This is a genomic window from Undibacterium sp. JH2W (assembly GCF_049340425.1).
Classification (GTDB): domain Bacteria; phylum Pseudomonadota; class Gammaproteobacteria; order Burkholderiales; family Burkholderiaceae_D; genus Undibacterium.
In genome coordinates this window covers 345448-370517 of record NZ_JBMPOT010000003.1, presented here as the reverse complement: position 1 = coordinate 370517, position 25070 = coordinate 345448, and the positions used below count along the sequence as shown (strand labels likewise).

Here is a 25070-nt window from a genome sequence, read left to right as displayed (position 1 = left end):
TGCAAAAACTATGCGTGGTCTGTCGTGGAAACAAATACTCAATCTCTTCAAATTTGCCCTGCAGCGCTTGCAGGAAGGCCGCCTGCCACAGGTTGCAGGTAGCCTGACTTTTACCACGGTACTGGCCCTGGTACCGATTTTGACCGTGGCTTTTGCCATTTTTACGGCTTTTCCGCTATTTAATACCTTTCGTACTTCGCTGGAGGCGTATTTTATTCAAAGTCTGATGCCTAAGGGGATTTCCAATACCATTTTGGGTTATTTGACGCAATTTGCCACCAAGGCAACCCGTGTTTCGGCCATCAGCGGCGTGGCCTTGATGGTAACTGCCATTACCACCATGGCAATGATAGACAAATCATTCAACCAGATCTGGCAAGTGAAACGCTCGCGCCCGGCCTTGCAAAGGTTGCTGGTGTATTGGGCCATCGTCACCCTTGGGCCTTTACTGGTGGGTGTTTCCATATCGAGTACATCTTATCTGTTCACTGCTACCAGCGGTGTGGTGGGGGCGGTACCGTTTCTGGGGGCGGTATTTTATACTCTGACTTCGATCGTTTTTACCACAGGCGCATTCACCTTGCTGTACCTGTTGGTGCCAAATCGAGCTGTCGAGTGGCGTGATGCCGTCTGGGGTGGTTTGTTTGCGGCGCTGGCATTTGAAATTGCCAAGCGCATATTTGCCAGCTTTGTTATCCAGTTCCCTACCTATACCATCGTGTATGGTGCGTTGGCCGCTGTGCCCATCTTCCTGGTCTGGATCTATGTTTCCTGGCTCATTATCCTGATAGGTGCGGTGATTGCAGCAGCCTTGCCTGTGGTTAAATTTGAACGCTGGTGGCATGTGCCTACGCCTGGCAGTGCGTTTGAGGACGCAGTCAGTATCCTGGAGGTCCTGGTGGATGCGCGCCTGGCAGATGCCAATGCCGCTGTCAGCGTTAACACCATACGCTCAGAGACCAGACTGGGCATGGATGAAATTGAGGGCTTGCTGGAACGCATGTCAGAAACTGCCTGGGTAGCCAGGGTCAATGTCAATACCACGGCTTCACGCAGTCGTTTTTGGTTGCGTAAAAATGAAGCTGGTGCCGAGTTGTGGATTATGCTGATGAATCCTGCCAGTTTGCGCTTGTCCGATATTTATCGTCTGTTTGTGTTTGACGCTACCAAGCAAAGTCAGCTTTCCAAACTGGTGGATGAGAGTATAGAAAATGGTTTGCAGCATAGCTTGCAGACTTACTTTTATCCGGTGGGGCCAGGCTAAATGAAGTTCAGTTTGATTAAGGCTAATGAACTGGATGCGTCTTTGACGACGCAATGGGCAGCCTTGCGTAAACATGATCTTGTCTACGAAAGCCCTTATTATGCGCCTGTCTTTAGCACCATCGTTGCGCAGGCCAGAGCGGATGCTCGTATCTTGCTATGTGAAGATGCTGGCGAGATTGCTGCTATCCTGCCTTTTCATGCATTAGGCAAATTTCGCGCCATATCCATAGGTGATTTTCTTGCCGACTATCAGGGACCCATAAGCAGGCCGGGCCTGGATATGCCATTTGGCGAAATGCTGGCGGCCATGCAGTGCCGTCACTTTGGCTTTAATCATATGCCTGTGGGATTGGGTAAGTTCCAGCAATATGCCTGGGTGCACAGTCAGTCCCATATCCTGGATCTGGCTGCTGGTTTCGATGCCTATGCCCAGCGTTTGGCTGAGCAGCGTGACGCTTCCCTGCTCAAGAAGGTTGCCACAAATGAGCGCAAGCTCAGTAAAAAACATGGCGAATTGCGCTTTGAATTGCAAAGTGGCAGTCATGCCGATTACCTGGCCTTGCTGGCTGGCAAGAGTGAGCAATTCCAGCGCACCGTGGGTGCTGAGCATGACATCTTCAAGAGGGATTGGGTCAGGCAGGTCGTTGATGAAATCAGGCTAAGCAATAGCCCTGATTTTGCGGGCATGCTGTCGACCCTGCATGCTGGTGATGCCCTCATTGCTGCGCATTTTGGCATGCGCTCTGACAAGGTCTTGCATTACTGGTTCCCCTGGTATGACACAGCGTTTGCTGAATTTTCCCCCGGTCTGATATTGCTGGCCCAAAGCGCCAGGCATGCGGCGCAAATCGGTATCCAGTCCATAGACCTGGGTAGGGGAGATCAAGCTTATAAATTGCGTTTTGCCACTGGTGCACATCAGTTATGCGAGGGTGCGATCAGTTCCCCCTCCATCTTGGGTAAGATGCAGGCTGGTGTTTATCAGGCTAAACAGGTATTGAAGGCATCCAGCCTGGGGCAATATTTACGCAAATTGCGCCAGACTGGAAAATGAAGCACTATCAATAAGCGTTTTTGTCACCCAGAACAACTTTCACGGTGCGCCAGATGATGACGATATCCAGCCAGATAGACCAGTGCTGGATATAGTAAAGATCGTATTCTATGCGTTCTTCCATTTTTTCCAGGGTCTCGGTTTCACCGCGCAAACCATTCACCTGTGCCCAGCCAGTGATGCCAGGTTTGATCTTGTGGCGGAACATATAACCACTGACCAGCTTTCTGTACAACTCATTGTGCTCGACCGCATGCGGGCGTGGACCAACCAAGCTCATTTCACCCTTGAGTACATTGAATAACTGCGGCAATTCATCCAGGGAAGAGCGACGCAAAAAGCGACCAAACTTGGTAACGCGCGGATCGCCAACGGTAGCCTGCACCACACGCTCATTTGGATTGCTCTGGCGCATACTGCGGAATTTATAGACATTGATAGGCCTGCCGGCGATGCCATACCTGACCTGTTTAAAAAACACAGATCCTGGTGAACTTAGCTTCACCCCTATCGCCAGCAATAATAAAATCGGGGATAAGGCAATCAGGCCAAAGAAAGAACCAAATAAGTCCAGCATGCGCTTGGGCAAGGCGGCCAGTCCTATGAAAGGGGTTTCTGTCGATGCCAGTACTGGGCGGCCTGCCAATTCGCGCAGTTGTATGCCAGGCATACCAAAAATCAGGGATTCCGGCACAAAGTAAGTGGATGCCGTACTGTCCTCCAGGATGGCAATGATCTCTGCCAGTTCAGGTGGCTCTTTGGTATTGAGACCTATGAATACCACATCGACATTGACATGACCTGTCTCGGTATCGACTATCCAGTTGGCGGCATCACTCAAGTCACCCAGTCTTTCCAGGTTGCTGGGTGGGCGCGACTCATTCCTGTTGTCGAAAAAACCGACAAAATCTATTGCCGCCAAGGGGGTATTGCGTAGCGACTCTACCAGGTCGGCACAGGCTGAGTTCGACCAGATCAGCACGGCCTTACGTCTTCTGGCAGGGTTGGAGTAATACAGTACAGCCAGTTGGCGCATGATCAGCGCAGTCAGCAAGAGTGTGAATGGCGTTGTGAACAGCCAGATCAGCATGATGGCGCGGGATAGCCGCTCGGCAGATTTGTCTACATAAGCACTGAGCAGCACCACCATGAACACCACGAACCAGCGTGCCGTAATGCTGGGGAAGGCTGCCAGCACATGCTTTTCCTGCAGTGTTCCCAGTAATTGCTGGCTGGAAAAAACAATGATGCTGCTCAGGCAGGCAATCAGCATGCGCACGCCAAAAATCTCGGTATCCGTGTGATTGGAATACAGGATGATGCCTAGCAGGGTCAGATAGGTTGTGATGCCAAATGCAATGCCTGTCAACGCCGCCAGGAGCTGCGCTGATAAGGATGTATTGGAGGCGGGTGAAGCATTGAGCATGGTTATCGGGTTTTTCGCTTATATTCCAGGTTGATGCAATGTGCTGGTATGAGTGCTTAGTTTTTTTGTCCTGAGAAGAGTTTTTTGATTTGCCCTAGCTGCCAGCGATGCAAATGTTCTCTGAATTCTGGATTGTCATATCTGGGAGCACGTCTGATCGCCGCTCCAAGATAACCAGTAATTATGAGCAAGCCACCAATCACAAAAGGTTTTTCACGCATGCGGAAAACGCCAGAAGCCAGTGCATACAGTGGGTGATAGCCCATGAACCAGATGCCACGTCCCCAGCGCAGACGGCCGCGATAGACATTCTTGTCAGAGGAACCCATCAAACGGTGATGCATGAGTATGGCATCCGGGTGCAGGAAACTCTTGGTCGTCCAGCCTTTCATGCGGGCAGTATGCACATCTATGCCATCCCACAAAACTTCTTCGACAAAGCCGCCGATTTCTTCAAAGGCTGTCCTGCGATAGAGCTTGAATTGGCCGGCAACATGCTCATCGATAATGATTTCTTCTATTTTTTGCCCATTTTCTTCACGAAAAACTTTGCCAGACACAGCCGCCAGCTTGGGTTCTAGGGCAAATTGCTCAAACATGTGCTCCAGGTATTTGGGGCCAAATGACATATCGCCATCCAGCTTGGCAATATATTCGTAGTCTTTGTGTTCGATCTGGGTGATGCCAAATTTAAAAGCAGCGACTACGCCACCGCCAACTTTGCGAAAACCGCGGTCCTGGCGCTGCACCAGTCTGATAAACGGGTATTGGGCTGCATATTCACGCACGATATCGGCTGTGCCATCTTTCGAGCCATCGTCGACAATAATCCATTCAACCGGCTTGACGGTTTGTGCAACCATGGAATCGAGGGTCAGCCTGATCAGGTCAGCTTCGTCACGCACCGGCGCAATGATGACCAGGGGCACCACTTTTGTTTCTGAGGCTGAGGGCGGTGTACTCGGGCTTGGCATAATTCATCTTTCTGACTTTTATTTGAATGTTAACTGAGCTTTGAGTTGTCCACAATTCAATAAAGGTTAATTTTTGTTATTGAATAGCAATGATGTTCAGTCTAGGATCATATTGCTGCAGGGTTTTGTTGTCCTGACAAAAATTTGCATCTATTCTTACTATTGCAATATAAAATGAAGTTCTTTCTATGAAATGTCTGAAGTCAGATGACAATTTGGTCAAAAATTTTTGCTTATAGTGTAAATCCAGCTGAAAACTCAGCCCGTAAACTGCTTATTGCAGTGCTGGCGTTCACTTTGGTCGGCCCACTGCATGGGCAAGAAGTCACGACTATTCCCGCAAATGGCATGAAACTGGAAAGCCATCTTTTACAATTGCCACAGACTCCATCTGCTACACAAACAGAAAAGACACTGATACCGGCAAAAGCAGCCGTTGATGAGCCGGTCAGCGAAGCTGCTGCCGATGTCATAGGCGAAGGTGATCAATTGCTGATCACCGTCTTTGGCCAACCTGACCTGACTGCCGATGTCACCATAGGCGAAAGCGGTGTCATCACCTTGCCTCTGGTGGGTACGGTAGAAGTCAAAGGCAAGACCGCCACCGAGATTGCCGCCACTTTTGCCAAAAAACTCGAACAAGGGCAATACATTAAAAACCCCAGGGTTTCCATCAAGGTCATACAACAGCTTAGCAGGACTTTCTCGGTATTGGGTGAGGTATTACGGCCAGGGCGTTATCCCTTGCAAGGGCAAATCAGCATACTTGAAGCCCTGGGCCTGGCTGGCGGGGTTTCGCAAAAGGCCGAGAAAAGCTTGCGTATACTGCGTCGTGAGCCAGGCAAGCCTGCTTCTGAGCTGCAAGAGTACGCATCCATCAAGCTGGAGCTGGATGCCAGCAAGCTGGCACCCGAATTGGCGCAAAAGATACAGGCCAATGATGTTTTGTTCGTGCCCCAGCTCAAGAATTTTTATGTTTATGGCGAAGTGCGTCGCCCGGGCATTTATCCTATGGAAGAAGATTTGAATGTCATGCGGGTATTGTCCATAGGTGGTGGAATTACGGACAGGGGATCAGTCAGGCGCATCATCATCCATCGCAAGACAGAAAGTGGTGAGTTGCGTGAAATCTCGGCAGGTATCACGGACAAAGTGATGCCAGGTGATGTGGTGTTTATCAACGAAAGAATATTCTGACGCGTATGATGAAAACCTCCCCTAGCGAGTTGGTCTTATCCTTTGCCCAGATCGGTGCAATGCTGCGTGCGCGCCAGGTCTTGATCGCCGTGGTAATGATCGTCGCCGTGGTCGGCGCAGGTATTGCCAGCCTGGTATTACCCAAGACTTATGTGGCAAATGCAGATATTTTTATCGATTACCGCGTGAATGATCCTATTGGTGGCAGGCAGTTTCACCCCATGCAGGATGAAAGCTATTTGCAGACGCAATTTGATGTCATCAAGAGTGTGCAGGTGGCCGAGCGCGTGATACAGGCCCTGGGTTTGCAGACCACGCCTGAGGCCAAGCGCTTTGTACAAAGATATGGTGAGCAGCGTGGCTTGCGGGCCCTGGCTGAAGCCATCGTCAGAAATACCGATGTCTCACCGCACAAAAACAGCCGCGTCATAGAAATCCAGTATTCATCGGGCGACCCCAAGCATGCCAAGGACGTGGCCAATGCCGTGGTCAAGGCCTATATAGATTTGTCGCTGGAAATGATGAATGCGCCAGCCAGAGCAAGGCGCGATCAATACAATGCACAGCTTGAATCCATGAGTCGGCAGATAGATGAGTTGCAAAAAAAACTGACGGCTTATCAGCAGGAATATCAGATCGTCGATGTCGATGAAAGGTCAGACCTGGAGTCCAAGCAAATGAATGCCCTGAGTGTGCGACTCATCGACATACAATTACAGAGGGTAGAGGCCCAGGCCAAGCGTCAGTCCCTGGAGAAACTGGTCAGGGAAGGAAATCCTGAATCCGATATCCCGGAAATTGCGGGCATAGGCCATATCTCAGGTTTGAAAGCAGCCTTGATCTCGCTTGATACGCAACTGGCCAATGCCAAGATCACCCTGGGTCCACGTCATCCCAAATACATGGCCATCAATGACGAGCGCCAGGCATTGATGGATAAGTTGAAACGAGAATCGGCGACGGCTTTTGAAATGCTGGGTGCTGCAGAGGCGCGTCTGAATCAACAAGAAAAAGCCATAGAAACAGAAATCGCCAGCTACCAGAAAAAGACCTTTGAAAACAAGAAGCACAGGGATGTCATCAGTTCTTATCAGCGGCAGTTGGATAGCGTACAAAAAATCTACAATGCTGCAATTCAAAAATTTGATGAGTTGCTGATGACCAGTAATGTGGCAATTTCCAATGCCTCCGTCATGCAATGGGCTGAGTTACCTGAGAAACATGCCAAGCCCTTGCTGAGAAATAACCTGGTATTTGGTTTGTTGGCGGGCATCGTATTTGGATTTGGCCTGGCCTTCTTGCTGGAATTGATGAACAGACGTGTCCGCTGCCTGGAAGACCTGGAGCGTGAATTTGATGAGCCCGTCATGGCAAAAATAGGATTTGATGAAAAATTGATAGATAACGGACAGGGTGGTTTGCATGCAAGCAGCTGAGCCACTGAGCCCGCCAATATCAAAAATAGGACGGCTTGGTGAGTTGTTCCTGCAAAAAGGTTTGCTCACGCCTGATCAAATCGACCAGGTCGCGCAACTGCAAAAAGAGAAGAAACTCAGGTTCGGCGATGCTGCCCTGTCTCTTGGCTACTTGAGCCAGTCACAACTGGACCAGGCCCTGGGTGAGCAATTCGGCTACTCGACCAAGGACTTGATTAATGGTAGTGCCGACAAGTCCCTAAAATTCTTTTATTTTCCCTTTAGTAAAGAGGCAGAAGAAATCCGTCGTTTGCGCAGTGAATTGCTATTGAAATTCAGTGGCGAAGAAAAAATCAAGATTACCCTGGTTAGCCCGACACGGCGTGATGGCAAGTCATATATGGCGGCCAGCCTGGCGATTGCTTTGTCGCAGGTAGGCAAGCGTACTTTACTGATTGATGCCGATTTGCGTAGTGGCAAGCTGCATGAGTATTTCTCCCTGGGTAAGCCGGATGGTTTGTCATCTGTGCTGGCGGGACGTATTACTGCGTCAGATGCATTGATACAACTCATGCCCAACCTGCATTTTTTACCTGCCGGGCCGCAACCACCGAATCCTTTGGAAATTTTGCGCGCGCCACGCATGCGTGAGTTGCTGGATTCCTGTTCCAGCCGGTTTGATGCCTTTGTAATCGACACGCATACAGCTACCCATGCATCTGATGCGCAGATGGTGGCTCATCAGACCGGCAGCGTTTTGCTGGTGGCCAGGAAGGATCACACTTATGTCGATGACTTGCGTAAAGCCAAGGCAGATATGCAGGCTGCAGGCGTTGAGGTATTGGGGACGATATTCAATCAATATGAATCGGCGGGTGCGGTACGCTTTGCGCCGTTTACATGGGTGGTACGTTTGCTATCCGGTTTGTTCCGCAGAAAAAGCTGAATTTATATGTTTGCGCTGAGTATTTGTATCTGCACCTATAAAAGGCCAGCGCTGTTGCGACGCCTTTTACAAGCCATATTGACACAGACCTTGCGCAATGTTGTTGTCGAAGTGGTGGTGGTGGATAACGATCAGGAGCAGTCTGCTGCGACCGTTTTGCATGAAATGCAGGCTATCTTCGGCAATAGATTGAAAGCCTTGAATCTGGCAAATTCGAATATTTCGCTGGCCAGGAATGCTGCCATTGCCGCTGCCAGCAGTCCCTGGATAGTCATGATCGATGATGATGAAGTCCCAGTCGCAGACTGGCTGGCACAACTGCTGAAAGTGCAAGCAAGCGAGCAAGCAGACGTGGTGTTTGCCCCGGTCTTGCCAGAGTATGCTGTATCCACGCCGCAATGGATACGCGAGGGGGGGTATTTTGACCGTCGCCGCTTACCCACCGGAACCAGGATAGATCACAGGGATGCCCGTAGCGGCAATGTGCTGGTCCGCCGCTCACTATTGCAGTCACTCACGGAGGCGCAACAAGATGGCCTGGGCCCATTTGATCCTGCCTTTGGTACCACTGGTGGTGAAGACAGCATGTTGTTTCGCCGCCTTGATCACATGGGGGCGGCCATGGTCTGGTGCGATGAAGCACCTGCAGATGAATATATTCCGGCCGAGCGTGCCAGCGCAAAATGGCTATTGCAAAGATCTTATCGCACTGGCCAATTATTTATGCGTACAGAATTGGCGATGCAGACGGGCATAAAAAAACTCAGCGCTGCACTGATACTTAGTGCGCGTGCTGGTCTGCAGTTTATCCTGGCACTGCTATTTGCCTTGCTGCTGTTGCCATTCAAAGCCCTGCGCAGCTTTAGCTGGCTCAGGGTGGCAGCCTCACAGCTGGGCAAGCTCAGCTATTTCTGGGGCAAGGCCAGTCATGCTTATGGCAATGCTAACCAGGAAGCAAAGAATTAATTCATGACCGCACAGCCATCTCAACGTTTGCAAGCCCTGGATGGTTTGCGCGCCGTTTCTATTGCCCTGGTATTTTTATCGCATATAGGATTTGGTCATCTTTTCCCTGGCGGTTTAGGGGTGACTATTTTCTTTTTCATCAGCGGTTTCATTATCACCAAACTCATGCTGGCTGAATGGGATGCTACGGGCAGCATGAGCATACGAAATTTTTATGTGCGCAGGGTATTTAGGCTGACGCCCGCCTTGCTGATGTTCGTTTTGTCCTGTTTGGGCATGATGACTTTGGTGGGGGATGTCTGGAGCTGGCAAGAAGTCGCTTCGGTATTTTTGTATTTTGCGAATTATTATGGCATTTATTCCAGCTTCAGTGGGGAATTGATCAAGCAGCCCCTGGCGATTACCTGGTCACTCGCGGTAGAGGAGCATTTTTATTTTTTCTTCCCCTTTATCTTCATGGGTTTTGCCAGTGTGCCCAGGCGCTTCCTGGTTTTGATTGCGACCATTCTGGTGGCTATGCTGGCCTGGCGTATCTATCTTGTGCTAGGCATAGCTTTGGATAATCTGCCGCACTACAGGATTTATACCGGGACGGATACACGCGCTGATTCGATTTTGTATGGGGCGGCCTTATCGATAGTGCTGGCACGTTATCCGCAATTTTTTGCCAAATTATCGCGTCTGCAGACTTTCCTCTGTGGTGTCTTCTTGCTGGTGCTGACCCTGGCTATCCGTAACGAAGCGTTTCGTGAATCCTTACGCTATTCCTTGCAGGGGGTGGCTTTGTTTTATATGTTTCCGACACTGGTGTTTGAGAAAAATGCCTTGAACAGTTTCCTGCAATGGCCACCTGTGGTTTACCTGGGGCGCATCAGTTATTCGCTTTATCTGTACCATTGGCTGGTGACGCATAGCGTTGCGCATTTCTTACCTGAAACAGGGGCCTTGCTGAGAATAAGTCTCATCAGCTTGCTCTCATTGCTGCTTGCGCATTTGTCTTATCGTTATATAGAACAGACTTTCCAGCGGCTGGGCCACAAATTAATGATTTGACATTTGTTCCGCCAATCGGTATCTGCGGCTCGATGAGCTGACAGCGATGAGGCTGAAGATAAAGAAGACATTCTGAAATACAAAGCCACGGAACAGGCTGCTTTCGGTGAAGTTGGTAATGACCACCACCACCAGCATGGCGGACCAAAAAGCAGCTTGTTGCCTGTCTTGATGCGACAGTGTGATCAGCATTTTCGCCTGCATCAGCAAGGTCATCACTACCAGGATCAGCCCGACCAGGCCTTGTTCATTCAAGATGTCGAGATAGCCATTGTGTGATTGTAGCGGTATCCAGTGCAGGGCATCAATGACGAATTGTGAAAGGCTATCTGGCCCCAGCCAGAATGCACCATATCCCAGGCCGAACAAATAGTGTTTATTGATCTCCAGTTCCACCAGTTGCCAGACATCGGTGCGGCCAGTCAAGTCTGTGCCCTTGCCAAATAGTCCGGCAATCGGGGAGGCGGCTTCTTGCCAGGTGGGCAGGCGTGACTCGCGCATGAAGAACATATAAACAGCAATGGTGAGCAGGCAAATGATGACCAGGCTGGCACGCGTCAGCGAATAAGAAGAGGAAATATGACGTTTGCGCAGTAAATGAAATACGCCCGAAGTCAATAAGGTGATGATCATGCTGGTCGAGCTTTTGCTCATGACCAGCATAAAGAAAGAAAAAAATATGCCTAGCGCCAGGCTCCTGAACCCCACGGTCTCAGTGCAAGCCTTGATTTGCCATAGCAGGATACTGAGCGCCGCTACCTGGCCCAATTCATTTTTTTGCGACAAAGCACCCCGCCAGGCACCACCCAGGTCGTAGTCTATACCTATGCTGGGAACAGCAACAGCCATGAAAAAAGACAATATCAACATCCCGGTCAGCGTGGCCAAAATATAGTTCACCATGATCTTCAGCGGCTGTTTAGCCAACTGTATGCTGAAACCTATCATTACCAGGCCATATAACTGTATGGCGCGTTTAAAGGTGGTTGCCGGTAAAGGAGACCAGATGCTTGATGCCAGACACCAGATCAGGACGATAGCCAGGAAAGGGTTCATGGCGCGTATATCCTGCAAGGCTTCAGGCAGGTGGCGATACAGGATGAAGGTCGCCAGCACGAACAGGCTGCCCCATTGCAATTTGGTGGTCAGCGAACCCTCCATGGTCAGGGCAGATGAGCCTGTATAGTCCCAGGATATGCCATAGGGCAACAGGGAAAAAACCACGAACAGAACGATCATCAGCTTGACGATTCTGGTTTCCAGCTGGTTCAGGCTGCTTTCTCCGGGCAGTACGGGCAAATTTTGCATTTCTCAATACTGTTGTCATGTGTTTGTGCGATATTCTAATGGCTACCATGTCAGTTGCGACCCAAACCATGAAGTATTTTCGATTGCGCCTTATTTTTGCTCTTAGTGTGGCCATGCTGTGCATGGTTTGCCCGTCTTTTGTGACGGCTGGAGATATTTCCTGGTATCGCTTTGAAGTCAATGAGGATACCTTGTCACCAGTCGTGGATTTTGCAGGCATGAATCACGCCCTTGATGCCAGTGACAGGGTATTCGTCAAACAAGGGCATTTTTACCGCGTGGGCCAGGATGGCAAGCCGGGGACTAAAGATGATGGGCGGGTGCGTTTCTTTGGCATCAGTCTTGCCAGTGCGGCCAATTTTCCTGAAGAAAAAGATGCGCAAAAGATAGCCCGTCGCTTGCGCAAGCTTGGTTTTAATACCGTGCGCCTGCATCATCTCGACACCATACTCAGCGATAGTCAGGAACAGCCGCGTGGTATTTTGACGACAGCTGCCTACCCCAGCTTTAATGAGGCTGCCCTGCGTCGCCTGCGAGTCTTCATTAATGCGCTCAAGGCAGAAGGTTTGTACATCAATCTGAACCTGCATGTGGGTTATCAATTTCGTCCCGCTGTTGACCAGGTCACGCCCTTGATGGCGGGTGAGCAAATGCCTTTTGCCAGCCACCCCCTGCATTTGTTTGAGCCGCGCATGATCAGCTTGCAGGCCGAATATGTGCAGCAATTATTACGCCGCCTGGAGCTTAAGGATGAACCTGCCCTAGCTATGGTGGAGATCAATAATGAATCTTCGTTATTGGGCGCATGGCAGCGTGGCCAGCTCGATGGCTTGACTGGCGAATATGAAAGAGCCTTGCAGCAGCAATGGCAAAAATGGGTATTGCGCCAGCATGGGCATGCCGATCATGCCTGTAAACTCTGGGATAGCTGCTCTTTGACACGCAAAGGTGTCATCAACGTCAAGTCTTCGGAATCAAGCATATTGGAATACGGCGAAGGCTGGCTGGCTGGTGCGCAACGTTTTTCGCGGCGGGCCATCAATAAGCTGGGTTGGGATACGCCAGCTAACTTGCAGCAGCAATACCAGGTTCACCAGCAGGGTAATGGGCGCAGGGTGCTGGACTATGTGCGCTTTTTATCTGAGCTGGATCAGCAATACCTGAGCGTCATGCGCAAAACCATACGCCAGGAAGTAGGGGACTTGTTGCCGTTGACGGGTACGCAAATGTATTTCGGCGGTGTCGCATTGGCCGACGCCCAGCAGCAAATGGATTATGTCGATGAGCATTTCTATGTGGATCATTATGATTTCCCACATAAAGAGTGGGATAGAAATGACTGGCGCATACGCGATAGCTCAGTCTTGCGTGAGGGCTGGTCATCCTTGCTGCAACGGGCTTTTGTACGCGATGCACGCAAGCCCTTTGTCATCAGTGAATTCAACCAGGCTTTCCCGAATCGTCAGTCTGCAGAAATTTTACCTGTCATGAGTGCCATGGCTGCCGCGCAGGATTGGGATGGGCTATTTTTGTTTCATTACATAGATGGCGACCAATGGCGGTCTGTGCCTGACAGTTTTGGCTTTAGTGGACATTCTGGACAATTGGTGACCAGTGGTATTTCAGCCGCTTTGTTCAGGCAGTATCAGTTGCGTCCTTTGTCAGCACAGATGGCTATTCACCTGAGTCCAGATGTGCGGACCATGCTGGGTGCTCTGCGTGATGGTGTTTCAGACGGTGGCTTGCCTGCTTATTTGCAGTCACAATATGGAGTAGACCATAAGCATGTTTTTTATACGCGCCTGGCTATGCTATATGACACGCAGGCCAAGTCAGCAGCGGCCATCCAGCCTGCCGTGAAACCATGGTCTGAGGATGATAGCAGGTGGAGTGCGCCTGGTGCTGAGTTGCGGTACAGCGAGGCCGGCCCCTGGCTGGCGGCTGATACAGCTTATATAAGACTATTTGCGGGGCGCAAAGCGTCAGCTTCAACGCTCATGGAAGCGGATAAATATCTGCCGGCATTTACAGAAAAAGGGCGGCAATATGGCGTTGTCTTGCTGACCAGTCGCGATGCCCTGCCTTTAAAAGACTCCCGTCGCTTGCTATTGGTATTGAGCGGTGCAACTGCAACATCGCAGCCAGGCGCGCAACCTGAGCGACCCAAGCAATTAATCAATTATGAAGGGCAAATGGGGTGGTGGACATTGGAGCCAGATATCAACACAGCCAGAAAGCCTTCAGGTTCTCTTGATGGCAGTGCACCAGTCTGGTTAGAGCGTGTGCCGGTCAGCTTATTTCATGCAAGCAAAAGCAAGAAAATAAGCATCTATCCCTTAGATGGCAGCGGTGTGCGCATGAAGGCTTTGCCAGCTTCAGTGGTTACCCACAAACCGGATGGTTTTGAATTGAATTTTGATTTCCCTTCACCTTGGTATGAAATCGTGCTTGATTAAGGTCGCGTGAGCGAAAAATTTGCAGTTTCTTTTGAGAATTTGAAACTTAATTTTCTTTATGTAATGAATTAAATTGCCGAATTTTATAATGTGAACTTTGTATTTCATAATGTGAAAAATGACTATCTCACTGCACAAATTATTTTTCTCATTCTAAGAAATATGATTTCACATCGCAAAAAATAGATTTCAAGTATTTGATTTTAAACGATTAAATATTTGTCATATGTCTTATATAAGACCTTGTTGCTGCGCAAAAAATACCCTATTATTTCTCTCAACGGATGCACCTTTTTATTTGATTTGCCCACAGGAGAGAAATATGACAACTCGCGCACAACAAGTAGCAGAATTGCAAAAAGACTGGGATACCAATCCACGCTGGAACGGTATCAAGCGTAACTACACAGCAGAAGACGTAGTTCGCCTGCGTGGTTCCATCAAGGTCGAACATACTATTGCAAAAAACGGCGCGATCAAATTGTGGGACCTGGTCAATAACGAGCCTTTCATCAATGCCCTGGGCGCTTTGACTGGTAACCAGGCCATGCAGCAGGTCAAAGCTGGCTTGAAAGCCATCTACCTGTCTGGCTGGCAAGTTGCCGGCGACGCCAACGTTGCCGGTGAAATGTATCCTGATCAATCCCTGTACCCAGCTAACTCCGTACCACTGGTTGTCAAGCGCATCAACAACACACTGACACGCGCTGACCAGATCCAATGGTCTGAAGGCAAAGACGACATCGACTTCTTCGCCCCTATCGTGGCGGATGCTGAAGCCGGTTTCGGCGGTGTACTGAATGCCTTTGAACTCATGAAAGCCATGATAGAAGCGGGCGCATCAGGCGTTCACTTTGAAGATCAACTGGCTTCCGTAAAAAAATGCGGCCACATGGGCGGCAAGGTTCTGGTTCCTACCCGTGAAGCGATTGAAAAACTGAACGCAGCACGTCTGGCTGCTGACATCATGGGTACATCCACTGTGATACTGGCCCGTACTGATGCTGAAGCAGCTGATTTGCTGACATCTGACGTTGACCCTAACGATCAACCTTTCTGCACGGGTGAACGCACAGTTGAAGGTTTCTACAAAACCAAACCAGGTCTGGAGCAAGCGATTTCCCGTGGCCTGGCTTATGCAGAATATGCAGACTTGATCTGGTGTGAAACTGGCAAACCTGACCTGGAATTCGCCAAGGCATTTGCTGACGCTATCCATGCCAAGTTCCCAGGCAAATTGCTGTCCTATAACTGCTCCCCCTCTTTCAACTGGAAGAAAAATCTGGACGATGCAACGATCGCCAAATTCCAGAAAGAACTGGGCGCAATGGGCTACAAATTCCAGTTCATCACGCTGGCAGGTTTCCATGCATTGAACTACGGCATGTTCAACCTGGCACATGGCTACGCACGTCGCCAGATGTCTGCCTTCGTTGAATTGCAGGAAGCTGAATTCGCAGCGGCAGAAAAAGGCTTTACCGCCGTTAAACATCAACGTGAAGTTGGTACTGGGTACTTTGATGCAGTGACACAAACTATCCAGCAAGGTAAATCTTCCACGACAGCTTTGCATGGTTCTACTGAAGATGAACAATTCTTTGATGCAAAAAAAGTGGCATAAGTATTTAAAGTAATCTCCCAAGAAAAAACCGCGCAGATTGTCATCTGTGCGGTTTTTTTATTGTCTGGCGTGCTGCGTTCTTGGTTTGCTTTGATCTGCTGTTTCAGCGTATTTGCTTTTGTATTTTTCTCTCGCGTAGCAAGAGCCCGACAAAACGCCAGGCTTGCGTCGTATAACGCTGCCACAGGCGGCGAGGTTCACTGGCCAGACGCCAGAACCATTCCATACCTATCTTTTGCATCCATAAAGGCGCACGTTTTTTCTGACCCAATGCAAACTCCATGGCAGCACCTACGCACAATATCAATGGCACGTTGTCGCTAGTGAACTGTGTGCGATAGCGAAATGCCAGTCTTTCCTGCTTGGGCATGCCCAGGCAGATGAACAGGATATTCGGTTTTGCAGTCTGTATGCGCTGTATAGCCAAGTCACTTTCGGCTCCCTCAGCAGTGAACTGCATGGATGGACAAAAAATATCAACCTTGATGCCAGGGTAAGTCTTGGCGAAAGATTCCAGTAACAGGCTCTCTTGACCTGGCATACCGCCCAGAACAAAAATCGACATATTCTTTTCTATGCAGCCACGGCATAGTGAAACAAACAGGTCTGCTCCGGTCACGCGCTCAGGCAGGGGCAGGGTGCACATCTTGCTGGCCCAGATAATCGGCATGCCATCGGCAAAAATATAATCAGACGTTGCATACAGGGTCTTGAACTCGGGTTCATATTCGAGCTTGGTCATGTGATCGACATTCGGCGTCACTACCACGCGGCTGGCATGATCACGGTTACTGGCAACTTCCAGCAAATGCTGATTGGCCTCTGCAAAGCGCATATTGCAGATATCCAGTCCAAACAAGTGGGTGATGAGTGGCTTTGTCGCGGGTGAATTCATGGTGTCTATGAATGAAATGGTAATCGATTATCGCATGCTTCAATCAATTGATTGCCTCCGCATATACTCAAGCGCTGGAAAATTGCATGTGTCAATTTTCATTCTCCAGTTTTTTATAAGTGAGCGCTTTCCAGGATATCCTGATATTGTGATAATTGTTGGGTAACATTCTACTTTGTAGTGCCAATCGCTTGCGCTTGGCTTGTTGATGGCACCAAAGGAGACTTATGGAAAATATGCAGGGCAAACAGCGATTAAGTTTGGAAAGAAAGCTAATTATCTGTTTGGGAATTATTGGTTTTGTAATTAGTATCTTGGCTGAGCCTCCGGCTGAAACGCATTTGTCTGTGGTTGCAGCCCAAATCCTGAAGATATTCAGCGCTGCGTTTGGATTTACTACGTATGCAGTTGTAATAAACCAAAAAAATAAGACTAGTCATGTGCTCATATTGTTTTTCGTTACGGTAGTATTATCTTTGTTGTTAATTTTAAGCTAATCTTGAATGATGATTTTGATCATCTAAACTGAATAAGCTGGCTATGTTTGACGATATTAACGCGCTAAATTCCTTCATTGTGTTCTTACTTTTTATTCCCGCAATCTGGATTGCACATCGATCACATCGTGGTGGCAATGCGGGGTGGTATGCCTTATACGTCTTATTAGTTGGCCCCTGTATAAGCGTCTTTGGCTTGGTGTATTTCCTTGCTGCATTAGCGGTGTTTGTGTTAATTGCATTTGTAGGCAGGCAAAAATTAATGTTGTCCCAGTTCTTTGAGGGAAGCTTGGATAAGAAGTAAGCTACTCTCGCTAATTTAATTGTTTTTTGCGTTAATTTTCTCGCGAGAGTGGATGTGATGTTTGATCATATGAAGGTTTATGGCTTGATGCGTAAGGGTCTTGATATCGAGCCTGCATCAAGCTTGGTGGACGTTCCAGATAATATTGAAGTCCTCCATGTGACCAAAAATACTTTGGCGCTAGATCGTTTGCCCAAGCTGGCAAATTTGCGCCACCTGTGCGCGCATGATATTAATGACGCCCAGTTTAATCAGATTTGTGAGGCATCTCAGATTACCCATTTCAGTGCCAACGCATTTGGAATTACAGATGTACAGAAACTAGGTAATCTCGTGAATCTGCAAGGGCTGGAATTAAGCGATAACACGAAAATCACTACTCTGAACGGTCTAGAAAAGTTGACTGCATTGCAGGTTTTTGCGCTTGCAGCTTGTCCTGTCAGTATTGATCTCGCCCCCCTTTCTGCGTGCAAAGAGCTTCGTAATCTGTGGCTGTCGAGTTCTCAAACGAAGCCCATGCGTATTAATTCACTGCTGCCACTTTCTACTTTGACGAAATTGGAGGGATTGAAACTTGCAAATGTCCGTGTTGCTGATCGCAAGCTAGGAGCTCTGCATAATCTCACCATGCTCGCCGAACTTGATCTACCAAATTTCTTTCCAATCCAGGAATTTATTGCTCTAAGACTTGCTCTTCCACATGCGCAGGGGCATTGGTTGAACAGGTATCTTGCTGGGCATTGAGGTGATATGAGCCGGGTAAGGTAGTTGTTGCAGGTAAAATACAGAAACTTCTTCAAAGTTCAAAGGTAGGGGCTCGATGCATACAAGAACCAGAATCAAAATTTGCGGCTTAACCCGCCCCGAAGATGTGCGCTTTGTCGTCGCGGCTGGGGCTGATGCCCTTGGTTTCGTGTTTTATCCACCCAGCCCGCGTTATGTTACACCTGATACTGCTGGTGCTTTGTTGCGCGAAATTCCTCCCTTTGTCGTGTCGGTAGGCTTGTTCGTAAATATTGACGAGGCAGGCTTGCAAGAGGTCATTAGCAAGGCTCACGTGCAATTGTTGCAATTTCATGGCGATGAAACGCCTGCGCAATGCGCGAGCCTGGCAGCTAGCGTGAATCGTCCTTTTATTCGTGCTTATCGCGTCAAAGCTGACACAAGGCCTGAGGATTTGCTAGAATGTGAGCAGTCTTATCGTAAGGCTAGTCCTTTATTCAGTGGTTTATTGCTAGATACTCATGTTGATGGGTATGGCGGTAGTGGAAAGGTTTTTGATTGGTCTCTCATTCCAAAAGAGCTCGCGCCTCGGGTCGTTTTAAGTGGTGGCTTGAGCGTACAGAACGCGACTGGCGCAGCTAGTCAGGTTCGCCCGTTTGCGGTCGACATCAGCAGTGGTGTCGAGGCAGCAAAGGGTATCAAGGATGAGGCCAGCGTGCGCGCGTTTATCACTGCGGTGCGTCTGGCAGACAATCAGGAATAGTGATGTTGCGTGGGGTAACTCCCCAATGCATCGCTTTCAAGCCAGTTTGAAGGAAAGAAAATGAAAGAACTCCAGTCTTTGGACGCTCAGTTCGAGCGCCAGTCTATCGCCGGTCAGGCAATTTATCAGTCGGCTCAATATCACTTACCCGATTCACGTGGTCATTTTGGCCAGTTTGGTGGCACTTTTGTGTCCGAAACCCTGACGCATGCACTGACGGAACTTAAAGAAGCGTATGCCAAGTACCAGCATGATGCTGAATTTCTGGCTGAGTTTCGCAATGAATTGAAGTACTTCGTCGGTCGTCCATCGCCTGTATATCACGCCAAGCGCTGGTCTGATCTGATGGGTGGGGCACAAATCTATTTCAAGCGCGAAGACTTGAATCACACCGGTGCGCACAAGATTAATAATGTCATCGGCCAGGCTTTGCTGGCCAAGCGCATGGGCAAGCCACGTGTCATCGCTGAAACTGGTGCTGGTCAGCATGGCGTTGCCACAGCAACCATCTGCGCCCGTTTTGGACTCGAATGCGTGGTCTATATGGGGTCTGAGGACGTCAAGCGCCAGGCGCAAAACGTTTATCGCATGAAGTTGCTAGGTGCCACCGTTGTGCCAGTAGAGTCTGGTTCCAAGACCCTGAAAGATGCGCTAAATGAAGCCATGCGTGACTGGGTGGCGAATGTCGATAATACTTTTTACATCATAGGTACAGTGGCTGGCCCGCATCCTTATCCCATGATGGTCAGGGATTTTCAGTCCGTTATCGGTGAAGAATGCTTATGGCAGATGCCTGAGCAAACCGGACGTCAGCCAGACCATGTCGTGGCTTGCGTAGGCGGTGGCTCGAATGCCATGGGCATTTTTTATCCCTATATTGATCATCAGCAAGTCAGGCTCATTGGTGTGGAAGCAGCAGGGGAGGGGCTGGACAGCGGCAAGCATTCTGCTTCACTGACGGCGGGATCACCGGGCGTGCTACACGGTAACCGCACTTACTTGCTGCAAGACGACAATGGCCAGGTTATAGAAACCCATTCTGTGTCAGCAGGTCTTGATTACCCGGGCGTAGGTCCTGAACATGCATGGTTGAAAGAAAGTGGCCGTGCGCAATATGTGACCATTACCGATGATGAGGCGCTCAAGGCTTTTCATGATTGCTGCCGCATAGAGGGCATCATTCCTGCGCTGGAATCCAGTCATGCTCTTGCTTATGCGGCCAAGCTGGCCGCGACTTTGCCCAGGGATCAGATCATCCTGGCGAATTTGTCGGGACGTGGTGACAAGGACATGCATACCGTGGCCGAGCGGGCAGGGCTGAAGTTCTGATCAGCCATTGAGTAACCATGCGGGCGCATACATATAGAGATGCGGCCTGCATGTCTTCCCTATCAAGAATTGAGATTGATGCCATCGCAGGAATGATGTCCTGGACAGTGCATAGCGCATCAAATAAGGACCAACAAGATGTCAAGAATTCAAAATACCATGGCTGCTTTGGCGGCCAGCAATAAAAAAGGTTTAATCCCTTTCATCACCGCAGGTGATCCTGCGCCTGAGTTAACTGTGCCTTTGATGCATGCCCTGGTTGAGGGCGGGGCAGATATTGTTGAGCTGGGCGTGCCGTTTTCTGACCCCATGGCAGACGGCCCCGTCATTCAACGCGCTTCCGAAAGAGCGCTGCAATTTGGAGTTGGCCTACGGGATGTATTACAATTCGTCCGCGAATTCCGGCAAAGTAATCAAAAGACACCGGTTGTGCTCATGGGTTATGCCAATCCTATAGAGCGCATGGGGCAGGATGCTTTCATCGCCAAGGCTGCTGAAGTCGGGGTGGATGGTGTGCTGGTGGTGGATTACCCGCCGGAAGAATGTGAAGAATTTGCAAGTAAAATGCAGCAACAGGGGATGGATACCATTTTCTTGCTGGCACCTACATCGACCGATGAGCGCATTGCGCAAGTTGGTAAAATTGCCAGTGGTTATGTGTATTATGTGTCACTGAAAGGTGTCACTGGTTCTGGTGCGCTGGATCTGGATGCGGTTGCTGCCATGATCCCGCGTATCAAAAAGCATGTCAACGTACCGGTAGGCGTGGGCTTTGGCATACGTGACGGGGTGACAGCGAGAGCTATTTCCACAGTGTCGGATGCAGTGGTGATAGGCTCGCGCATCATCCAGGAACTGGAAAATACCCCGCATGAAAACGCAGTTGCTGCAGTGAAAAGCTTTATTTCTGGTGTCAGACAGGCTTTGGACGAGTAAAATACGCGCCTGACTGGTTCTTTTACCAGAATGAACCTGATGCCGGGTTGTTAAAAAGACAGCCTGGCTGCCATAAGGAGAAAACATGAGTTGGTTAGAAAAACTGTTGCCGCCGCGTATACAACGCTCGGAATCTGCAAATCGTAAGTCGATTCCTGAAGGCTTGTGGGTCAAATGCCCCTCTTGCGAAGCAGTGCTGTATCGTTCTGATCTGGAAGCCAATATCCATGTTTGCCCCAAGTGCAGCCATCATTTGCGCATAGGCGCACGTGAGCGTCTGGATGCCTTGCTCGATGCAGGCGGCCGGTATGAAATCGGCCAGGAAATCTTGCCTATCGATACGCTGAAATTCAAAGACAGCAAAAAATACCCTGACCGCTTGAAAGATGCGCTGGAAACTACTGGTGAAACTGATGCCATGGTCGTCATGGGTGGTTCCATCATGGCCGTGCCTGTGGTTGCCGCTTGTTTTGAGTTTGAATTCATGGGTGGTTCCATGGGTTCTGTCGTCGGTGAGCGGTTCGTGCGTGGTGCGCAAGCTGCACTGGAGCAAAAAGTACCTTTCATTTGCTTTACTGCTACCGGTGGTGCACGTATGCAAGAGGGGCTGTTGTCACTGATGCAGATGGCAAAAACCACGTCCATGCTGACCAAGTTGTCTGAAAAGAGATTGCCTTTCATCTCGGTGCTGACTGACCCTACCATGGGTGGCGTGTCTGCTTCTTTCGCCTTCCTCGGTGACGTAGTGATAGCAGAGCCTAAAGCTTTGATCGGCTTTGCTGGTCCGCGTGTGATTGAAAATACCGTGCGTGAAAAATTGCCAGAAGGCTTCCAGCGCTCTGAATTCCTGCTGCAAAAAGGCGCAATCGACATGATCATTGATCGTCGCAAGATGCGTGAAGAAATCGCGCGTTTGCTGGCGCTGTTGCAAAACCAGCCTGCTGAAGCAGTATCCTCCTGATATATATTGAATACCTAAATACCTATCAAGCCCGAAGCATTTTGTTCGGGCTTTTTTTATCTTATGACAAATTTACCTGCCACCCTGGCTGATTGGTTGGCCGTACTCGAAACCCGCCATTCCAAAGAAATTGATATGGGCCTTGACCGCGTTGCTGCGGTCAAGAACAAGCTGGCCATTCATTATGATTGCCCCGTCATCATGGTCGCTGGCACCAATGGCAAGGGCTCGACTTGTGCCATGCTCGAAGCCGTGCTGATGCAAGCTGGTTACCGTGTTGGCCTGTACAGCAAGCCGCATTTCCTCGACTTCAATGAGCGTGCACGTATCAATGGCGAAATGGTCAAGGACGATGTCTTTATCTCTACTTTCAATGCGGTTGAAGAGGCTCGTGGCGATATCTCACTGACTTACTTTGAGTTCACCACCCTGGCAATCTGCAAATTGCTGGCTGATGCCAAGCTTGATGTGGTCATTCTTGAAGTTGGCCTCGGTGGTCGCCTGGATGCTGTGAACGTCATTGATGCCGATGTTTCCATCGTCACCAGCATCGATATCGACCATATTGATTATCTCGGTGATACCCGCGAAAAGATAGGCTTTGAAAAGGCCGGTATCTTCCGCCCGGGCAAGGCAGCGATCTGTGGTGACCCTTTACCGCCTCAGTCCCTGATAGATCATGCACAAGCCACAGGCGCTGACCTGTGGTTGTTTGGCCGTGATTTTAACTATAACGGCGACAAGCAACAGTGGAATTTTGCTGGCCGCAGCCAGCGCCGCAACTCCCTTGGTTACCCCAGCCTGCGTGGTGCCAACCAGCTCTTGAATGCGTCTGCCGTGCTGGCCGCGCTGGAAGCTTTGAAGCTGGAATTGCCAGTCGGCGCGCAAGAAGTGCGTACTGGCCTGGTCATGGTGGATTTGCCGGGCCGTTTCCAGGTCATGCCTGGTCGCCCGACCGTGGTGCTGGATGTGGCGCATAACCCGCATGCAGCAGCTACGCTGGCACAAAATCTCGATAATATGGGTTTTCATGCCTATACCTATGCGGTATTTGGTTCCATGCTGGACAAGGATATCGATGGCGTCATTGCTCAATTGAAAGAAAAAGTTGATCACTGGTGCGTCACGACCTTGCCTTTACCGCGTGCGGCCCCAGTTGAGGTATTGAAAGACAAGCTGATTACTGCTGGCGTGCTGGCCGATACCGAAAAAACCGTCACTGGTTTCGAGTCGCCAGAGCAGGCATATGCGGACGCCATCAGCAAAGCGGGCGAAAATGATAGAATAGTGGTCTTTGGATCTTTCCTGACGGTAGCAGGCGTGATGCGCGCCCGTCGTTCGGCACTCCATTGATGTTTTTTGCGAACTGGTTTGTTGATGACAGACTAGTTGGCTAACCAACCAGAAATTTGCACATGGGTTTGCTCTCGCGTTTTACACAGAAGCAAGAAACTTCCGATACTCAGGATAGTGGCGAATTCCGTTCCCGCGCCGAAGAAGAGAGTATTGAAACTCGCGCCAGGACGAAGAAAGCGGAGCCGAGACGGCGCTCCAAAGTCGATGATCCCATACTGCCAGAAAAAAAACGTGCCCGACGTCGCCTGATAGGTGCGGTTGCCCTGGCACTGGCTGCGATCATAGGTCTGCCGATGATACTGGATTCTGACCCCAAGCCTTTAGCGGATGATATCAATATCCGTATCCCCTCCAAGGACAAAGTTGGTGATGTTGCTGATGCAGTGCCACCAAAGACAAAGAGCCAGCTACCTGTTGAGCCGCCAGAAGAAATCATAGAAGTCCCTTCTTCGCCTAAAAATAAAGTTGCGGCTAACGAGAGCACTGACCGCCAGGTAAAAACAACAACGGCAGCTGCAAATGCTACAACACCTCTGCCGCCTGCAGCTCAAGTTAAGCCTGAAGCAAAAACTGAAATAAAAACGGAAACCAAGCCTGCCGTAAAGCCAGAAGCCAAGCCTGAACCAAAAGTTGAGGTAAAGCCTGTGCAAACTCCTTCCAAACCAGTGGAAAAGGAAGTCGTGACGGCAAAAAATGAGACCAAAGTCGATACCAAGCCTGAAACAAAACCAGCAGAAACCAAGCCTGCCAAAACTGAGACGAAACCTGTAGTTGCCAAACCTGGTAATTCTGAGGATGAAGCTGCGCGTGCCCTGGCCATACTTGAGGGCAAGGCACCACCGGCTGCTAAACCTGTAGTTAGCAAGCCAGAAGCGGCAGAGAAATCATCCTATACCGTACAGGCTGGCGCATTTTCTACCCAGACCAAGGTGGATGAAGTGCAAGCCAAGCTCAATGCCGCCAGCATCCATTCCTATACGCAAAAGATCATCACAACGAATGGTGAAGTGACAAGGATAAGGGTAGGCCCCTTTGCCTCTAAAGAAGAGGCTGAGAAAATGCGTGCCAAGTTAAGCAAGTTGGGTTTGAGTGCCAGCCTGCCACCGAACTGAGTGAAAAGTAAGGAATACCCGGCGTGACCCTGTTTGATTATCTCGTATTGTTGATCCTGGTTTGCTCTATCGTTATCAGCACCATGCGCGGCTTGATCAAAGAAATTTTGTCGCTGTTGAGCTGGATAGTCGCATTTGTCATTGCCAATGCCTATAGTGATGTATTGGCGAGCTGGTTGCCATCCTCAGTGCCAGGGCAAGTATTAAGGCTGATTGTTGCCTTTATTGTCTTGTTCATCGGTGTGCGGCTGATCATGGCCCTGATCATGATGGCAGTGGATGCCTTGATCAAGGCCAGTGGCCTGACTCTGGCAGATCGCGGCCTGGGAGGATTATTTGGCCTGGCACGGGGCTGCATCCTGGTGCTGGCTGGCGTACTGGTATGTGGGATGACTTCCATACCTCAGCAGACATTTTGGACTGAAGCATGGCTCAGTCCGCTTGCAGAAGCCGCAGCGCGCACAGTGATACCGCTGTTGCCGACCTCGGTTTCGGAGCACGTAAAGTTTTAA

At 49.7% G+C, this 25070-nt stretch carries 23 protein-coding genes; 19 read left to right on the top strand and 4 right to left on the bottom strand.

Annotation, left to right across the window (positions count from 1 at the left end; genetic code table 11):
* The first annotated feature begins 10 nt into the window (after positions 1 to 10).
* Together ACO0LC_RS06150 and ACO0LC_RS06145 are read left to right on the top strand one after the other, a co-directional pair.
* The gene (locus ACO0LC_RS06150) at positions 11 to 1264 is read left to right on the top strand and encodes a YihY family inner membrane protein (protein ID WP_423001678.1); all 1254 of its coding nucleotides are present in this window, start codon (positions 11 to 13) and stop codon (positions 1262 to 1264) included.
* Entirely contained in the window at positions 1265 to 2320 is a 1056-nt protein-coding gene (locus ACO0LC_RS06145; protein ID WP_423001676.1) for a GNAT family N-acetyltransferase, read from the top strand.
* 7 nt (positions 2321 to 2327) lie between these two features.
* On the opposite strand, the gene ACO0LC_RS06140 is transcribed toward ACO0LC_RS06145, so the two are convergent.
* Positions 2328 to 3746: an undecaprenyl-phosphate glucose phosphotransferase gene (locus ACO0LC_RS06140; RefSeq protein ID WP_423001674.1), complete on the bottom strand. Its 1419-nt coding sequence runs from the start codon at positions 3744 to 3746 to the stop codon at positions 2328 to 2330.
* Between the two features lie 56 nt (positions 3747 to 3802).
* Positions 3803 to 4720: a glycosyltransferase gene (locus ACO0LC_RS06135; protein WP_423001672.1), complete on the bottom strand. Its 918-nt coding sequence runs from the start codon at positions 4718 to 4720 to the stop codon at positions 3803 to 3805.
* A 348-nt stretch (positions 4721 to 5068) separates the two neighbouring features.
* On the opposite strand from ACO0LC_RS06135, the gene ACO0LC_RS06130 reads away from it, so the two are divergent.
* From ACO0LC_RS06130 to ACO0LC_RS06110, 5 genes are read left to right on the top strand one after another with little or no spacing between them, the layout of a single operon-like run.
* Positions 5069 to 5917, top strand: coding sequence for a polysaccharide biosynthesis/export family protein (locus ACO0LC_RS06130; RefSeq protein ID WP_423001670.1), 849 nt, complete (start codon positions 5069 to 5071; stop codon positions 5915 to 5917).
* Between the two features lie 5 nt (positions 5918 to 5922).
* Positions 5923 to 7353: a Wzz/FepE/Etk N-terminal domain-containing protein gene (locus ACO0LC_RS06125; RefSeq protein WP_423001668.1), complete on the top strand. Its 1431-nt coding sequence runs from the start codon at positions 5923 to 5925 to the stop codon at positions 7351 to 7353.
* Positions 7340 to 8278: a polysaccharide biosynthesis tyrosine autokinase gene (locus ACO0LC_RS06120; RefSeq protein WP_423001666.1), complete on the top strand. Its 939-nt coding sequence runs from the start codon at positions 7340 to 7342 to the stop codon at positions 8276 to 8278. The genes ACO0LC_RS06125 and ACO0LC_RS06120 overlap by 14 nt, the downstream gene beginning before the upstream one ends.
* Before the next feature lie 6 nt (positions 8279 to 8284).
* Positions 8285 to 9244 carry a glycosyltransferase family 2 protein gene (locus tag ACO0LC_RS06115; protein WP_423001664.1) on the top strand — a complete coding sequence of 320 codons (960 nt, stop codon included), beginning with the start codon at positions 8285 to 8287 and terminating at the stop codon, positions 9242 to 9244.
* Between the two features lie 3 nt (positions 9245 to 9247).
* Positions 9248 to 10297: an acyltransferase family protein gene (locus ACO0LC_RS06110; RefSeq protein ID WP_423001662.1), complete on the top strand. Its 1050-nt coding sequence runs from the start codon at positions 9248 to 9250 to the stop codon at positions 10295 to 10297.
* On the opposite strand, the gene ACO0LC_RS06105 is transcribed toward ACO0LC_RS06110, so the two are convergent.
* Positions 10286 to 11605 (bottom strand): O-antigen ligase family protein, encoded by a 1320-nt coding sequence (locus ACO0LC_RS06105; protein WP_423001660.1) that lies wholly within the window; start codon positions 11603 to 11605, stop codon positions 10286 to 10288. The genes ACO0LC_RS06110 and ACO0LC_RS06105 overlap by 12 nt on opposite strands.
* 47 nt (positions 11606 to 11652) lie before the next feature.
* On the opposite strand from ACO0LC_RS06105, the gene ACO0LC_RS06100 reads away from it, so the two are divergent.
* Both ACO0LC_RS06100 and aceA read left to right on the top strand, forming a co-directional pair.
* Positions 11653 to 14061: a hypothetical protein gene (locus ACO0LC_RS06100; RefSeq protein ID WP_423001658.1), complete on the top strand. Its 2409-nt coding sequence runs from the start codon at positions 11653 to 11655 to the stop codon at positions 14059 to 14061.
* Between the two features lie 322 nt (positions 14062 to 14383).
* The gene (gene aceA / locus ACO0LC_RS06095) at positions 14384 to 15682 is read left to right on the top strand and encodes an isocitrate lyase (protein ID WP_423001656.1); all 1299 of its coding nucleotides are present in this window, start codon (positions 14384 to 14386) and stop codon (positions 15680 to 15682) included.
* Between the two features lie 103 nt (positions 15683 to 15785).
* Here the strand turns inward: aceA and ACO0LC_RS06090 are convergent, their stop codons facing one another.
* Positions 15786 to 16577, bottom strand: a complete 792-nt coding sequence (locus ACO0LC_RS06090; RefSeq protein WP_423001654.1) for a WecB/TagA/CpsF family glycosyltransferase — start codon at positions 16575 to 16577, stop codon at positions 15786 to 15788.
* 227 nt (positions 16578 to 16804) lie between these two features.
* Here ACO0LC_RS06090 and ACO0LC_RS06085 point away from each other — a divergent pair, with 227 nt between their 5' ends.
* The 10 genes from ACO0LC_RS06085 (at position 16805) to ACO0LC_RS06040 (ending at position 25070) form a co-directional block, all read left to right on the top strand.
* Positions 16805 to 17074, top strand: coding sequence for a hypothetical protein (locus tag ACO0LC_RS06085; RefSeq protein WP_423001652.1), 270 nt, complete (start codon positions 16805 to 16807; stop codon positions 17072 to 17074).
* A gap of 43 nt (positions 17075 to 17117) precedes the next feature.
* Positions 17118 to 17378 (top strand): hypothetical protein, encoded by a 261-nt coding sequence (locus ACO0LC_RS06080; RefSeq protein WP_423001650.1) that lies wholly within the window; start codon positions 17118 to 17120, stop codon positions 17376 to 17378.
* A gap of 57 nt (positions 17379 to 17435) precedes the next feature.
* Positions 17436 to 18122 (top strand): hypothetical protein, encoded by a 687-nt coding sequence (locus ACO0LC_RS06075; protein WP_423001648.1) that lies wholly within the window; start codon positions 17436 to 17438, stop codon positions 18120 to 18122.
* 76 nt (positions 18123 to 18198) lie between these two features.
* Entirely contained in the window at positions 18199 to 18864 is a 666-nt protein-coding gene (locus ACO0LC_RS06070; RefSeq protein WP_423001646.1) for a phosphoribosylanthranilate isomerase, read from the top strand.
* Positions 18865 to 18924: 60 nt separating this feature from the next.
* Complete coding sequence (trpB, locus tag ACO0LC_RS06065) at positions 18925 to 20193, top strand: tryptophan synthase subunit beta (protein ID WP_423001643.1); 1269 nt, start codon at positions 18925 to 18927, stop codon at positions 20191 to 20193.
* Positions 20194 to 20331: 138 nt separating this feature from the next.
* Positions 20332 to 21129, top strand: coding sequence for a tryptophan synthase subunit alpha (gene trpA, locus ACO0LC_RS06060; protein WP_423001641.1), 798 nt, complete (start codon positions 20332 to 20334; stop codon positions 21127 to 21129).
* A gap of 85 nt (positions 21130 to 21214) precedes the next feature.
* Positions 21215 to 22090 (top strand): acetyl-CoA carboxylase, carboxyltransferase subunit beta, encoded by an 876-nt coding sequence (accD, locus tag ACO0LC_RS06055; protein ID WP_423001639.1) that lies wholly within the window; start codon positions 21215 to 21217, stop codon positions 22088 to 22090.
* 63 nt (positions 22091 to 22153) lie between these two features.
* Positions 22154 to 23443, top strand: a complete 1290-nt coding sequence (gene folC / locus ACO0LC_RS06050; protein ID WP_423001637.1) for a bifunctional tetrahydrofolate synthase/dihydrofolate synthase — start codon at positions 22154 to 22156, stop codon at positions 23441 to 23443.
* Positions 23444 to 23505: 62 nt separating this feature from the next.
* The gene (locus ACO0LC_RS06045) at positions 23506 to 24558 is read left to right on the top strand and encodes an SPOR domain-containing protein (protein WP_423001635.1); all 1053 of its coding nucleotides are present in this window, start codon (positions 23506 to 23508) and stop codon (positions 24556 to 24558) included.
* A 23-nt stretch (positions 24559 to 24581) separates the two neighbouring features.
* The gene (locus ACO0LC_RS06040) at positions 24582 to 25070 is read left to right on the top strand and encodes a CvpA family protein (RefSeq protein WP_423001633.1); all 489 of its coding nucleotides are present in this window, start codon (positions 24582 to 24584) and stop codon (positions 25068 to 25070) included.